Source organism: Chenggangzhangella methanolivorans (assembly GCF_019797865.1).
Classification (GTDB): domain Bacteria; phylum Pseudomonadota; class Alphaproteobacteria; order Rhizobiales; family Methylopilaceae; genus Methylopila; species Methylopila methanolivorans.
The window spans coordinates 2,627,407-2,639,371 of sequence record NZ_CP081869.1 but is presented as its reverse complement, the minus strand read 5'-3'; the positions used below and the strand labels follow the sequence as shown (position 1 = coordinate 2,639,371).

Genomic DNA, 11,965 nt, shown 5'->3' with positions numbered 1-11,965 from the left:
GAGCGGAGGCGAGCGCGTTCAGACGCGCGTCGACACGGATTCCGTCAGGTCAGGCTCGAGGCGGAGGAAGGTCGACGAGGGGTTCGCGCCCGGCGGTCGAGGGCACGGAGGCCCATGCCGGGGACGAGCCGAGCGCGCTCGGCGCGGCGACGACCTGCAGCATCCGCTCCGGGATCGCCGCGCAGCCATGGCAGCCGTGGCCGACGATCTGGCCGCTCGTGTCCACATCGCCGGACTGACCGTCGACGTGAATGCCGGAATGGTCGGTCGTGACGCTGGCCATTGTGTCGGCCGAGACTGCGTAGGTGAGCGCCGAATCGAGGCCCACGTGGCCCGCGAAGCTGCGCTCGACGGCGTCACCGACGCCAAAGACGACTAGGCAAAGGGCGAACGCAACCCGGACGCAGAAGCGCCAGGCACGCGTTGATCTCGCCTTCGACAGAACGTCCATGCTGCAACGCATCCGGGAAACGGGGGCGGTGTCAAGTCCCGTGGCCGCCACGACTCCGCGATCCGATGGTGGCCGGAAGCCGTCAACGAGTCCTTAACCGGGCGCCGCGATCAGTGCGTCGCCGGGCGAAAGCGCCTCGATGATCCGGCAGTCGCGAACCGACCCGTGTCCGCATTGCCGCACCATCCCGCGAAGCTCGTCGCGCAGCGCCTCGAGGTCGGAGATCTTGCGCTCGACCTCGGCGAGGTGGCCCCGCGCGATCTCGTCCACGGCCTCGCAGGGGCGGTCGCGCTGGTCCGCGAGGTCGAGCAGCGCACGGACCTGGTCGAGCGAGAAACCGAGGTCGCGCGAGCGGCGGATGAAGCTCAGGCGATTGAGGTGGCCGCGGTCGTAGGCGCGGTAGTTGCCCGAGGTGCGCCGCGGCTGGGACAGCAGGCCGATGCGCTCGTAGTAGCGGGACGGTCTCGACCTTGGTGTCGGTCGCCCGCCGAGCTCGCCAATCGCGAACGTGTCAGGCATCGCTTGACCCTGTAGTTGCTACAGGGTCCATATCGTGCGTCACGTCGGAATTGTCGAGGTGACGAAATGGCTGCCGCGAGCGCCCTGAAGCTCCGCATCGAGGGCATGGACTGCGGGTCCTGCGCCGCGAAGATCGAGACCGCCATGCGCCGCCTGCCGGGCGTCGCCGAGGTCGAGGTGAGCGTCGCCGCGTCCTCGATGTCGATCACGGTCGACGAGGACCGCACCAGCCGCGAGGCGATCCGGGCCAAGGTCGACAGTCTCGGCTTCAAGGCGATCGATTCGGCCGCGGCCGGCCCCACGGGTCACGTTCATCCGGCGACTGAGGGCCCGTGGTGGTCGACCGCGAAGGGCAGGCTCGTTCTCGCCTCGGGCGCGCTCCTCGCCGGGGCCTGGGGCGTCTCGTGGCTCGAACCGCAGTGGGCGGCGTGGCCCTACGTGGTCGCGGCTGTCGTCGCGCTCGTTCCCGTGGCTCGGCGCGCCGTCGCCGGCGCGCTCAACGGGACGCCCTTCAGCATCGAGACCTTGATGGCCGTCGCCGCCATCGGCGCGATCGCGATCGGCGAGGCGCCCGAGGCCGCGGGTCGTGGTGTTCCTGTTCGCGGTCGGCGAGCTGCTCGAAGGCGTGGCGGCGAGCCGCGCGCGGGCAGGGGTGAAGGCGCTCGTCGACCTGATGCCGCGCTCGGCCCGCCGAATCCGAGGCGGCGACGTTGAAACCGTCCCGGCGTCCGAACTCGCGGTCGGCGACGTCGTGCTGGTGCGTCCCGGCGACCGCGTCCCGTCCGACGGGACCGTGGTGGAGGGTGCGTCCGAGCTGAACGAGGCCCCGATCACGGGCGAGTCCCGGGCCGTCTTCAAGGAGGTCGGCTCGAGCGTCTATGCAGGCAGCGTCAACGCCAACGGCGAGCTCCGCGTGTCGATCACGAAAACGGCCGCGGACAACACCATCGCGCGCATCGTCCACATGGTCGAGGAGGCGCAGGCGACCAAGGCGCCGACCGCGCGCTTCATCGAGCGCTTCAGCCGCTGGTACACGCCCGCCGCCATGGCGTTCGCGCTGCTGGTGATCGTGGCGCCGCCGCTCCTTGCGGGAGGCGACTGGCAGACATGGATCTACCGCGGCCTCGCCGTGCTGCTGATCGCCTGCCCCTGCGCGCTCGTGATCTCGACCCCGGCGGCCGTCGCGTCGGCGCTCGCGGGCGGCGCGCGTCGGGGCCTGCTGATCAAGGGCGGGGCCGCGCTGGAAACGCTGGGCCGGGTGAAGACGGTCGCGTTCGACAAGACCGGAACCCTGACGGAGGGCCGCCCCTCGGGTCGTCGACGTCGTTGCGCTCGACGGGACCGTCGACGAGACGCTTTCGAAGGCTGCCGCCGTCGAGCGCGGCTCCAGCCATCCGATCGGGCTTGCCATCCTCGAGGAGGCGCAGTCGAGGGCGTTGACCGTCCCAAACGCCTTCGGAGGGACGGCGGCGCCCGGCAAGGGGGTGACCGCGCGCCTGATGTCCGGCTTCGTCACCGTGGGATCGCCGCGCCAGGCCGTCGAGAAGGGCCTGCTGTCGCCGGAAGCCGCAGGTCGGGTGACCGAGCTCGAGGGCGCCGGAAACACCGTGGTGGCCGTCAGCGAGGGCGCCCGGTTGCTCGGCCTCGTGGCGCTCAGGGACACGCTTAGGCCGGACGCGGCCACGGGGCTCGAGCGCCTGCGTGCGCTTGGCCTGCGGACCGTGATGCTCACGGGCGACAACGCGCGGGCCGCCGCCGCGATCGCGGCCGAACTCGGCGTCGAGCACCACGCCGAGCTGCTGCCCGCGGCCAAGCTCGAGGCGATCGCCGACCATCGCCGGGATGGCCCGATCGCGATGGTCGGCGACGGCGTGAACGACGCTCCCGCCCTCGCCGCAGCCTCGGTCGGCGTCGCGATGGGCGGCGGGACGGACGTCGCGCTCGAGACGGCGGACGCGGCGCTGCTCAAGGACCGCGTCGGCGGGGTGGCCGAGCTCGTGGTCCTGTCTCGGGCGACCCTGTCGAACATCTGGACCAACGTCACGCTCGCGCTCGGCCTGAAGGGCGCGTTCCTGATCGCGACCCTCTTCGGCTTCACGCCGCTCTGGATGGCGATCCTCGCCGACACCGGGGCGACGGTGCTGGTGACGGCCAATGCGCTTCGGCTCCTGCGCTTCGATCCGTCTGGGCCGGCCCGGTGAGTGTCCTTCGCATCCTGCGCCTCGGCCTCTGGGGGCTGGTCGCCATGGCGCTGGTCGGGCTCGGTGGACTTGGCCTCGGAATCTGGCGCCTGCCGGCGCCCGAGACGAACCGCACGGTCTCGCTCGCGTCCGAGATCGGCGGGCCGTTCAGGCTGACGAGCCACCACGGCGACGTCGTTTCCGACGCCGACCTGCGCGGCAAGCCGTACCTGCTGTTCTTCGGGTTCACCCACTGCCCGGACGTGTGCCCGACGACGCTCGCCGAGCTGTCGCGCAGGCTCGAGCAGCTTGGTTCCGACGCAGACCGGTCAGGACGCTGTTCGTGACGGTCGATCCCGAGCGCGACAGCCAGGAGGCGCTCGCCTCTTACATGACGAGCTTCGACCCGCGGATCCTCGCGCTGAGGGGTGACCAGGCGCAGACCGACGAGGTGGTGCGCTCGTTCAAGGCCGCCGCCCGCAAGGTCCCGACCAAGGGCGGAGGCTACACGATGGACCACAACGCGATCGTCTACACGATGAACGCCGACGGGACCTTCGTGGGCTCGCTCGACTCGCACGAGGCTGAGGAGATCCAGCTCCAGAAGCTGCGGCGGCTGATCGCGGACTGAGCTCTACTCTCGTCGCTGATCTGTGGCCCGCCTGAGTGCGGCGAAGGAGACGTCCCTAAGGTCGGCTATGGGTCAGCGACCGCAGTCCCATAGCCGTGGAGCGCCATCCGCGCTCAGAGGCGCACAGCCGCGGAGCGCCATAAGCGGCCCTCGGCGAACGGCCGAAAACCAGACATTCGATCTGGGTAGTTGCCTGCGTTCGAAGGCTCAGCGCGGTCGCTAACTCGGACTACCTTTATCTCATCGCGTGGTCGCGGATCGGAGCCACCCGGCTGCACGAAAGACTGGGTGAAGGGCTACGCTGGAGCCGCGCCTTTTGAGAGGCCTCGATCGCTATCTCGAACAAGTGGATGGCGCGCCGTCGGTGAGATATCGATCGGTTCTCTGCGCGTTCGTGCAGCGGCTCGCGTCAAGCAGCCAACTCATCAGAATGTCAGTCGGGCGTTCTCTTTGACCTCCTTCATGACAAAGAAAGTCCGAGTGTTCTGGACGCCTGGGAGCGCGATGAGGGTCTGGCTTTGGAGCTTGTTGAAATCGGCGATGTCGCGGGCGCGGATCTTCAAAAAGTAATCAAACTCGCCCGCCACTAGAATGCAGTCGAGGATCTCCTTCACCTTCAGCACCGCTTCCTCGAAATTGTTGCGGCTGTCGGGGGAGGAACGGTCGAGTATGACGCCAATCATCACCAGCGCTCCGAGACCTACCGAAACGGGCGCCACCTCTGCCCGAAACCCGGTGATGTGTCCGTTCTCTAATAACTGCTGCGTTCGCCTGTGGCAGGTGGCGGCGCTCACGCCCGCACGGACCGCGAGCTCGGCGTTCGTCAGCCGGCCATCGGCATGAAGCGCGCGAAGAATCTTCAGATCGATACGATCAAATTCAGCTGCGGAAGGATCTTTCATATCAGGCCTGATTGAGAAATTTTGTCGCTAAAAATTTGATGATTATGAATATAAAGCAAATGTAAAGACCAAAGTTAGGAAGCACCTTTCACGCGCGCTCCCTTATTGTCCGCCCTCTTCAGCGAAGGGGAAGCGCCTTGATCAACGCGATACAAACCACTGCCGCCGCCATTCTCACGAGCAAATCGCATCCGAAGCCGTTGCGTAGGAGACAAGCCATTCGCTTGTCCGCGCTCGCCGTGGCAGCGTTCCTTTCGACTGAGGTCGTCGCGGACCCTTCCGCCCACAAGCAGATGATCACCATCAAGGATGCGGCCGCGATCCAGTGGAAGCCTGCGCCGGCCGCCCTGCCGAAGGGGATCGAGATCAGCGTCATCATGGGCGATCCGGACAAGCCCGGCCCGTTCGCGCTAAGACTCAGGATCCCGCCCTCGACCGTGATCGCACCTCACACACATGCGACCGATGAGACCGTCACTTTGCTAGAAGGCGCCCTCGTCCATGACATGGGCGAGAAAATGGTTGAGAGCCGCGGCGAACCGTTTGGAGAAGGCGGCTTCCTCTATCTGCCGGCTCTAATGCCGCATTCGCTTTGGACTAAAGATCAGCCTGCGGTGATTCAGGTCAACGGAACCGGCCCATTCGGCCTGAACTACGTCAATCCCGCAGATGATCCGAGCAAGGCTCGCTAACCACCGCGCGTCCTCCAAACCATTCCTGGGGTCGATGACCCGCTAGCTCCGATGCGCGCAAGGCCTGACATCCAGCTCGTCCGCGTGCGGATGTTGGATGTCGGGAAACTCCGGGTTCAACCGGCCTGCGGCCTCAGCGGCGAGGAAGCCTATGCTGAGGTCGTCCTAGCCGACGCGGGTCGTGCGGATCGCATGAGAATGGCCGACCGGATCGCCACGTAGCCGACCACGAGGTTCGCCACCACGAACAACGCTGGGGCGATCGTGGCCGCCGGTCCCGTGTCGCTACGCGCAACGAGCTTCAGCGCCGTCGACGCCAGCGCCGTCGCGCCGAAGGTGAAAGCCAATAGGAAGGCGCAAAGGGCTGTTTCGCGATCCAGGGCAGAAGCCGGACGAGCACCAGCGCCTGAAGAACGCCGTAGCCGAGAAGCGCGTGGGCCAGAATGTCGGGCGGGCCTTGCGTCACGGCCAGATAGGCGAGCGCGCCCACAGGCGCCGGCGCGAGCTGGATGCCGAGCGTCGGCCGCAGAGGCGGCGGCAATGGGTCGGCCGTCAGCAGACGGTGGATCAGCACGGACTCGATCGCGAGCCATGAGAACAGGCCGGCTCCGAAGAAGGCCTGTCCCCAGTCTGCGAGACCCAGAGCGCCCAGCGACGCCGCGGTGACGAAGCTGCTCGCGACCCTCGGCAGGCACAGCACAGGGGTCATCGTTGTGGGATCGCGACCTCCATTCCAGAGCTCGCGAGAAAGGTGCGCTTCGGGAACGATCCGGCGCTAGATTGGTTGATGTGGCGCGCTTCGCGTCGGCCCCCGCCCACGAACGGCGCCGGACGCATTCCCGCCCCTCTGTGTCCGGACGAACGAAGCATGGCCCGGTCCGCCTGGGGAGCGGCCGGGCCGCTTGATGGACTCGACAGTTCACGCCTGGGAACGGCCAGCAGCTTATTTTGCAGTTCTAGGCACCGTACCACTCATTTCCCGCGCTAAGCCGATCAACGCTTTGAACGCGGCCGACGTGTTCCTTCTGCTCGGGTAGTAGAGACAGAGGGGCGCGATCGGAGGAGTCCAGTCTTCCAGCACTCTGACAAGCCGACCGGCGGCGACGTCCTCGCGGACGTCGGCCTCCATGAAGTAGCCAATGCCAAACTCCGCCAGCACGGCAATCCGAAGCAGGCTCGCCTCGTCGAGGGTCAGAGCTCCAGCGACATCGATTTGATGGACCTCTCCAGCCTTCTCGAACTGCCAGCGATAGAGGCTTCCGTTCGGAAGCCTCGCGCGGATGCAGGAGTGGCTCATCAGGTCTGGCGGGACCAGCGGCGGCGTATGCTTTTCGAAGTATGCCGGAGCCCCGACCACGGCGTGGCCGCGAGGCGGTCCAAGCGGCACCGCGATCATGTCGGACGGCACGAGATCGAGCCGTCTCACGCCGAGGTCGAAGCCTTCAGCGACGATGTCGACTAGGCGTCCTTCCGTGACGAGATCGACGTGCACTTGTGGGTAGCGCCGCAGGAACTCGAGGATCAGCGGCGCGAACATCTCGCGCGCGGCGGTCGCGAAGGAGTTGATGCGAAGCGTGCCCGACGGCGTCGCCTGGTGTGAACGGACCGCGTTCATCGCCGCCTGAATGTCGCGCAGCGCCGGCCCGACCTGATCGACGAAGTTCCGTCCGGCGTCGGTCAGGGACACGCTGCGCGTCGTCCGATTGAACAGGCGAACGCCGAGATCTCTCTCAAGTTTCCCAACTGCATTGCTTAAGGCCGTCGTCGAGACGCCAAGCTCCAGCGCCGCCGCCCTGAAGGAGCCCTTCCTGGCAATGGCGAGCACGGCGTCGATCTCGATCAGACTGTGCCTGGACATTGTCCCGATTTTCGAAATGATCCATCACGAATTATGCCGATAGTCGGGGCAAAAATCTACTGTAAATTACTCAAGAAAGCGAAGACGAGAGCGAGAACGCGCACAGCAGATCGCTCCGAATTCGGCGCTATCGATACAAATATCATCAGCATTCGAGGAGTTTCGGCATGTCCATGCGTTTACCTCCGGTAATCCACGCATACTTCGATGCAGAAAAATCCAGGGACGCGGAGGCCGCATCGCGTCGCTTCGCCGAAACTGCGATCGTCAGAGACGATGGCGAATCCTATGTCGGCCGCGACTCCATTCAAAAATGGATGGCTGACTCGATCGAGAAACACGCGTGCACCGTGGAGCCATTCTCGGTCGCCGACGACGGCAGCAGGATCATCGTCATCAGCCACGTCGCCGGCGAGTTCCCCGGAAGCCCGGTCGACCTGAGGTACTTCTTCATTCTCGAGAACGACCGGATCGTCGATCTGGAGATCGTTCTCTAACGACATCTGACAACTGCCGGCCGTCGCGGTCATCCTAAAGGACGACCAGTCCCGACATGCTCGGTTGCAGCGACGTCGCCTCCGCCCATGAGGCGTCCGGCGAACCGACGGCCCAAGCGATCTACCTCGCAAAGTCGAAGTTCTGAAAACGGCGACCTGGCGATTGCGCCAGCGGTCGGGCCGAAGGAACGCGATCGGCCAAATTCCAAAGCAGTGAAATGCCCCAATCGACGAAACAACAACCTCATACATCTGGAGATAAGCTAATGAACGACTTTCTGAACGTTGCTGGTAAGCGTGTACTCGTCTCGGGCGGAACGAAGGGCGCCGGCGCCGCCATGGTCACCCTATTTCGTGAGCTCGGCGCGCATGTCCTGACCGCCGCCAGATCTCGACCTGACGATCTGCCGAGCGAGCTCTTCATCGCCGCCGATCTCACCACGGACGAAGGTTGCGCGACCGTCGCCGACATCGCGCGTCAGCGGCTCGGCGGAATCGACGTCGTCGTGCATAACCTCGGGGGCTCGTCGGCTCCGGGCGGCGGGTTCTCCGCACTGACCGACGACGAGTGGCGAAAAGAACTCGACCTCAACCTGTTCCCCGCCGTCAGGCTCGATCGGCTGCTCGTTCCGGACATGATCGCCCGCGGGAGTGGCGTCGTCATTCATGTCTCCTCGATCCAGAGGCTCCTGCCCTACCGGAGTCGACGACGGCGTACGCGGCGGCGAAGGCCGCCCTCTCGACTTACAGTAAGTGCCTCTCGAAGGAGATCTCTCCGAAGGGGGTTCGCGTCGTGAGCGTTGCGCCCGGCTGGATCCTTACAGAGGCCTCGCACGAGTTTGCGGCGCGTCTGGCGGAGCAGGCCGGCACCGACCTCGAGGGCGGCAAGCAGATCGTCATGTCGGCGCTCGGCGGCATCCCTATCGGACGCCCGGCCAGTCCGGAGGAGGTCGCGAACCTGATCGCGTTCCTGGCTTCCGAGCGCGCGGCGTCGATCACGGGAACCGAATACATCATCGACGGGGGAACGGTTCCGACAGTCAAATAGAACTCCGGTCAAATCTATGAGCAGGCAGATGCACGACTTTTAATTATAAACCAGGCAAAAGAGAACGAAGATGAACGCGAAGTCCATTCTTGCGGCCGCCGCTGCCGTGGGGATCTCAGCCGCCACGCCGGCAAACGCCGCCGAGCCCATTCCGGCCAGCCAACAGGTCCGAAACGTCGTCCTGGTGCACGGCGCATTCGCCGACGGCTCGGGATGGCGCAGGGTCTATGACGAGCTTACGCAGCGCGGCTACAAGGTAACCATCGTCCAGAACCCACTGACGTCTCTCGCCGACGATGTCGCCGCGACCAAGCGCGCCCTGAGCCGTCAGGATGGTCCGGCCATTCTCGTCGGCCACTCGTGGGGCGGCACGGTGATCACCGAAGCGGGAGTCGATGAGAAGGTCGCGGGCCTCGTCTACGTGTCGGCGCTCTCACCCGACGCCGGCGAGTCGACGGCGCAGCAGTATGCCGGTTTCGAGACCCCGCCGGAGTTCGTTCTGGACGTGACCGCCGACGGCTTCGGCTTCATCCTTCCGGGCACGTTCAAGGCCGGCTTCGCCGCCGACGCCAGCGACGTCGATGCGGCCTTCATGCGGGACTCGCAAGTCCCGATCAACATGTCGGCCTTCGAGACGAAGCTCACGCAGGCCGCCTGGAGGACTCGGCCGAGCTGGGCGGTGATCGCGACCGATGACAAGGCCTTTGATCAGCGCATGCTTCATGACATGGCCAAGCGCATCGGCGCGAAGGTGACCACCGTGCCCGCTAGTCACGCGGTGTTCATGACGCAGGCGAAGGTCGTGTCCGACGTGATCGACGAAGCCGCCCGCGCCTCGCGATCCGCCACTCGCTAAACTGAAGTCCAGGCCACGAATTATGCAGGTGGAACGAATGCTCCGCCTGCATCGTACTATGAGGCTACGCCAAAAAAAGTCTGCGGCCGAGGCGCGCCAGACACCGGCATTGTTGCCACCGCCGCAAACAGAAGTTCGGTCTACCTCGGAGAGCGCCGCTATGCCGTCGCGGCGCTTAGATCTTCGGCGCATAGAAACTGTTTACTTCCCCTCAGCCGGATGGTTGGCTGCGGACTCCGTGGGCAATCATTTTGCGGCGCGCAGTGCGGACCTTCATGATGGATGTTCTGGTACGCTCCTACCGTGACGAAGACGCGGAACCTCTTGCCGGGGTGCTTTTCGACGCAGTGCATGGAACGGCCCGCGAGTTCTACAATAAAGATCAGGTCGTCGCTTGGGCCCCTGAGGTGCCGGGCGTCAAGGCGCTCCATCGACGTCTAAACGATGGACGTTCGGTGTTGTGGCGGTCACGGGCGACGTCGCACTGTCGCATTCGGCGACTTTGAGAACGACTTCCACATCGACATGCTGTTCTGCCGAAGCGATTGGGGTCGCCGCGGCGTCGAAGCCGCGATCTACGCGCACATCGAAGCTCGGGGGAATGAACTCGCGCTTACCCGCTTGTTCGTGGAAGCGAGCGAAGCGGCGCGCGGACCTTTCGAGCGCTGGGGCTTCCGCGTGACTTGTCGGCAGGACCTCATCCGGATTGGGGTCGCCATCCACATTTACCAGATGGAACAGCGGCTTGGCTGAGGAGGCCTGCGCAGAGAGTTACGCTTTGGGTCGGATGGTATCCGGCGCTGCGACGGCAAGCTGCTGATTTTCGGTTTGAGACCGTCGATTCTGCCGGAATGAGCGTGGCGTCATGCCAAAGGCCGCGCCGAACAGTCGCCCGAAATTCGTCAGATCTGAAAAACCCCAGCCAAACGCGATCTCGCCGATCGTACGGTGATCCTGACTTGGATCTGCGAGCGCCTTTTTGCAACGCTCGAGTCTCAACCCGCGAATAAGCTTAGCGATCGAATTGCCATTGGCAGCCAACAAATCGTTGGCGTAGCGTACGCTCATGCCTGCTGCCCGCGCGGCTGACTCGCTGTTTAGCGAACTGTTCGACAATCGAGCGTCGATCGCCGACCGTAGCCTCATCAGTGCGAAGGTGCGCGGCGTCGTAAGTCGCTTGTTCTCACCAGCCATCGAACCAACGGCGTGGGTGAGAAGATCGACCAATTGGTTGCGAACCAGTTCCGACGTCGCCTCGTCGAAATCTGAAACGTGGGCTCTCAGGCCGTCGAGCAAATCGGAAAGAAAAGCGTTGAGTCCACTCTCGCTCGAAAGGCGCGCGCCAGCGAAATCTCTCATCGAACCAAAGCGGGATTCCAATATAATTCGAGGTATCTTTACCAATAGCATTTGCGACTTATCGGTAAAGCGAATGTTATATGCGAGATTTGAGTCAATGAGCGCCATGTCGCCGCGACGAAAGACATTGCGGCGCTCATTCTGGTCAAGCGCAAATTCTCCAGAACCATTACGACATAGGAAGAACTCACCTTCGCCGTCTGAGCGGATATGACGTCTCTCGCGCGCGCAGGCCATCGCTTGGTTCGTGAAGTCGAACATCCCGATGTCCGCGAGATCGGCGACCTTCAGCTCCGCGTCGAAGCGGTCGCGATGACTGGCTTGCGAGTCATGTCCCGTGATGATCTTGCCTGCGACCTCGTGCCAATAGGCGAACCGGTCGCGGGCATGGATGCCTGCTGTGGTGAATATCGGTTTCATCATCGCATTCCGACACTTTCACGCGAGCGGCAGACTAGAACACAAACCAACCAAACTTAACCCCCGGACGCGAAAATCGCGGCCCACCCCTAACGCCAATTTCGATCGTTGAGCCTCACTACGCACACGGCCCAAATAGTACTGAGCGGCCAGGACCTGAGCATTTGTTTTAAACTGCTAGCGGATCGCCCAGATGTGCTTCGGCTTCAACGGCGCTTTGGGTCCGATGAGGCGAATGGCGTCCATGGCTACTGAGGTAGCGGAACAAGTCGGGCTGGCGCATTGCCTCCTCCCAGAGGCGGCCCCTCAACCCGATCATACACCCGCAATCGTCCAGCGACGCGCCAAGAGCGGTCGTCGACGCCTTGCTCGGGATGCGACCTTTGAAAGTCTGCTGAACGCAGCTTGTCGATGACGTGCAGCGCCAGTCCAGCTATTTGCTGGTGGGCGCCTCCTACGATCCGGAGGCATTTCGAACAGGGCAATTGGGTTGCAGATTGCAGTTAGAGATGCGGAAGCCGGTCCGCGTCTGATCGGAGCCGGCGAAGTCGG

Annotated in this window: 10 protein-coding genes and 3 pseudogenes; 7 read left to right on the top strand and 6 right to left on the bottom strand. The window is 64.3% G+C overall.

Annotated features, from left to right (window positions below):
• Positions 1 to 49: 49 nt before the first annotated feature.
• Positions 50 to 328, bottom strand: a complete 279-nt coding sequence (locus K6K41_RS13990; protein WP_261405529.1) for a hypothetical protein — start codon at positions 326 to 328, stop codon at positions 50 to 52.
• A gap of 216 nt (positions 329 to 544) precedes the next feature.
• Complete coding sequence (locus K6K41_RS13985) at positions 545 to 970, bottom strand: MerR family transcriptional regulator (protein ID WP_261405528.1); 426 nt, start codon at positions 968 to 970, stop codon at positions 545 to 547.
• Positions 971 to 1,036: 66 nt separating this feature from the next.
• Here K6K41_RS13985 and K6K41_RS13980 point away from each other — a divergent pair.
• Together K6K41_RS13980 and K6K41_RS30460 are read left to right on the top strand one after the other, a co-directional pair.
• Positions 1,037 to 3,171, top strand: a pseudogene (locus tag K6K41_RS13980) (heavy metal translocating P-type ATPase).
• Between the two features lie 44 nt (positions 3,172 to 3,215).
• Positions 3,216 to 3,781 (top strand): annotated as a pseudogene (locus tag K6K41_RS30460) (SCO family protein).
• Positions 3,782 to 4,206: 425 nt separating this feature from the next.
• Here the strand turns inward: K6K41_RS30460 and K6K41_RS13965 are convergent.
• Positions 4,207 to 4,683 (bottom strand): Lrp/AsnC family transcriptional regulator, encoded by a 477-nt coding sequence (locus K6K41_RS13965; protein ID WP_261405525.1) that lies wholly within the window; start codon positions 4,681 to 4,683, stop codon positions 4,207 to 4,209.
• Positions 4,684 to 4,820: 137 nt separating this feature from the next.
• Here K6K41_RS13965 and K6K41_RS13960 point away from each other — a divergent pair, with 137 nt between their 5' ends.
• Complete coding sequence (locus K6K41_RS13960; protein WP_261405524.1) at positions 4,821 to 5,375, top strand: cupin domain-containing protein; 555 nt, start codon at positions 4,821 to 4,823, stop codon at positions 5,373 to 5,375.
• A 301-nt stretch (positions 5,376 to 5,676) separates the two neighbouring features.
• On the opposite strand, the gene K6K41_RS13955 is transcribed toward K6K41_RS13960, so the two are convergent.
• Complete coding sequence (locus K6K41_RS13955; RefSeq protein ID WP_315855197.1) at positions 5,677 to 6,084, bottom strand: SLAC1 family transporter; 408 nt, start codon at positions 6,082 to 6,084, stop codon at positions 5,677 to 5,679.
• A gap of 234 nt (positions 6,085 to 6,318) precedes the next feature.
• On the bottom strand, positions 6,319 to 7,233 hold the full coding sequence (locus tag K6K41_RS13950; RefSeq protein ID WP_261405523.1) for a LysR family transcriptional regulator: 915 nt from the start codon (positions 7,231 to 7,233) through the stop codon (positions 6,319 to 6,321).
• A 167-nt stretch (positions 7,234 to 7,400) separates the two neighbouring features.
• Here K6K41_RS13950 and K6K41_RS13945 point away from each other — a divergent pair, with 167 nt between their 5' ends.
• The 4 genes and pseudogenes from K6K41_RS13945 to K6K41_RS13930 all read left to right on the top strand — a co-directional run bounded on the left by K6K41_RS13945 (position 7,401) and on the right by K6K41_RS13930 (position 10,387).
• Positions 7,401 to 7,730, top strand: coding sequence for a nuclear transport factor 2 family protein (locus K6K41_RS13945; protein WP_261405522.1), 330 nt, complete (start codon positions 7,401 to 7,403; stop codon positions 7,728 to 7,730).
• A gap of 266 nt (positions 7,731 to 7,996) precedes the next feature.
• Positions 7,997 to 8,778 (top strand): annotated as a pseudogene (locus K6K41_RS13940) (SDR family oxidoreductase).
• Positions 8,779 to 8,848: 70 nt separating this feature from the next.
• Positions 8,849 to 9,634: an alpha/beta fold hydrolase gene (locus tag K6K41_RS13935; RefSeq protein ID WP_261405521.1), complete on the top strand. Its 786-nt coding sequence runs from the start codon at positions 8,849 to 8,851 to the stop codon at positions 9,632 to 9,634.
• Between the two features lie 525 nt (positions 9,635 to 10,159).
• On the top strand, positions 10,160 to 10,387 hold the full coding sequence (locus K6K41_RS13930) for a GNAT family N-acetyltransferase (RefSeq protein ID WP_261405520.1): 228 nt from the start codon (positions 10,160 to 10,162) through the stop codon (positions 10,385 to 10,387).
• Between the two features lie 18 nt (positions 10,388 to 10,405).
• Here K6K41_RS13930 and K6K41_RS13925 read toward each other — a convergent pair whose 3' ends face one another.
• A complete protein-coding gene (locus tag K6K41_RS13925) occupies positions 10,406 to 11,413 on the bottom strand; it encodes an AraC-like ligand-binding domain-containing protein (RefSeq protein ID WP_261405519.1) in 1,008 nt (335 codons plus the stop codon).
• Positions 11,414 to 11,965: the final 552 nt, after the last annotated feature.

Excerpts from the sequence above, each read along its gene's own strand:
- K6K41_RS13985 (WP_261405528.1), bottom strand. The coding sequence starts at position 970 with ATGCCTGACACGTTCGCGATTGGCGAGCTCGGCGGGCGACCGACACCA.
- K6K41_RS13965 (WP_261405525.1), bottom strand. The coding sequence starts at position 4,683 with ATGAAAGATCCTTCCGCAGCTGAATTTGATCGTATCGATCTGAAGATT.
- K6K41_RS13955 (WP_315855197.1), bottom strand. The coding sequence starts at position 6,084 with ATGACCCCTGTGCTGTGCCTGCCGAGGGTCGCGAGCAGCTTCGTCACC.
- K6K41_RS13950 (WP_261405523.1), bottom strand. The coding sequence starts at position 7,233 with ATGTCCAGGCACAGTCTGATCGAGATCGACGCCGTGCTCGCCATTGCC.
- K6K41_RS13945 (WP_261405522.1), top strand. The coding sequence starts at position 7,401 with ATGTCCATGCGTTTACCTCCGGTAATCCACGCATACTTCGATGCAGAA.
- K6K41_RS13935 (WP_261405521.1), top strand. The coding sequence starts at position 8,849 with ATGAACGCGAAGTCCATTCTTGCGGCCGCCGCTGCCGTGGGGATCTCA.
- K6K41_RS13930 (WP_261405520.1), top strand. The coding sequence starts at position 10,160 with ATGCTGTTCTGCCGAAGCGATTGGGGTCGCCGCGGCGTCGAAGCCGCG.
- K6K41_RS13925 (WP_261405519.1), bottom strand. The coding sequence starts at position 11,413 with ATGAAACCGATATTCACCACAGCAGGCATCCATGCCCGCGACCGGTTC.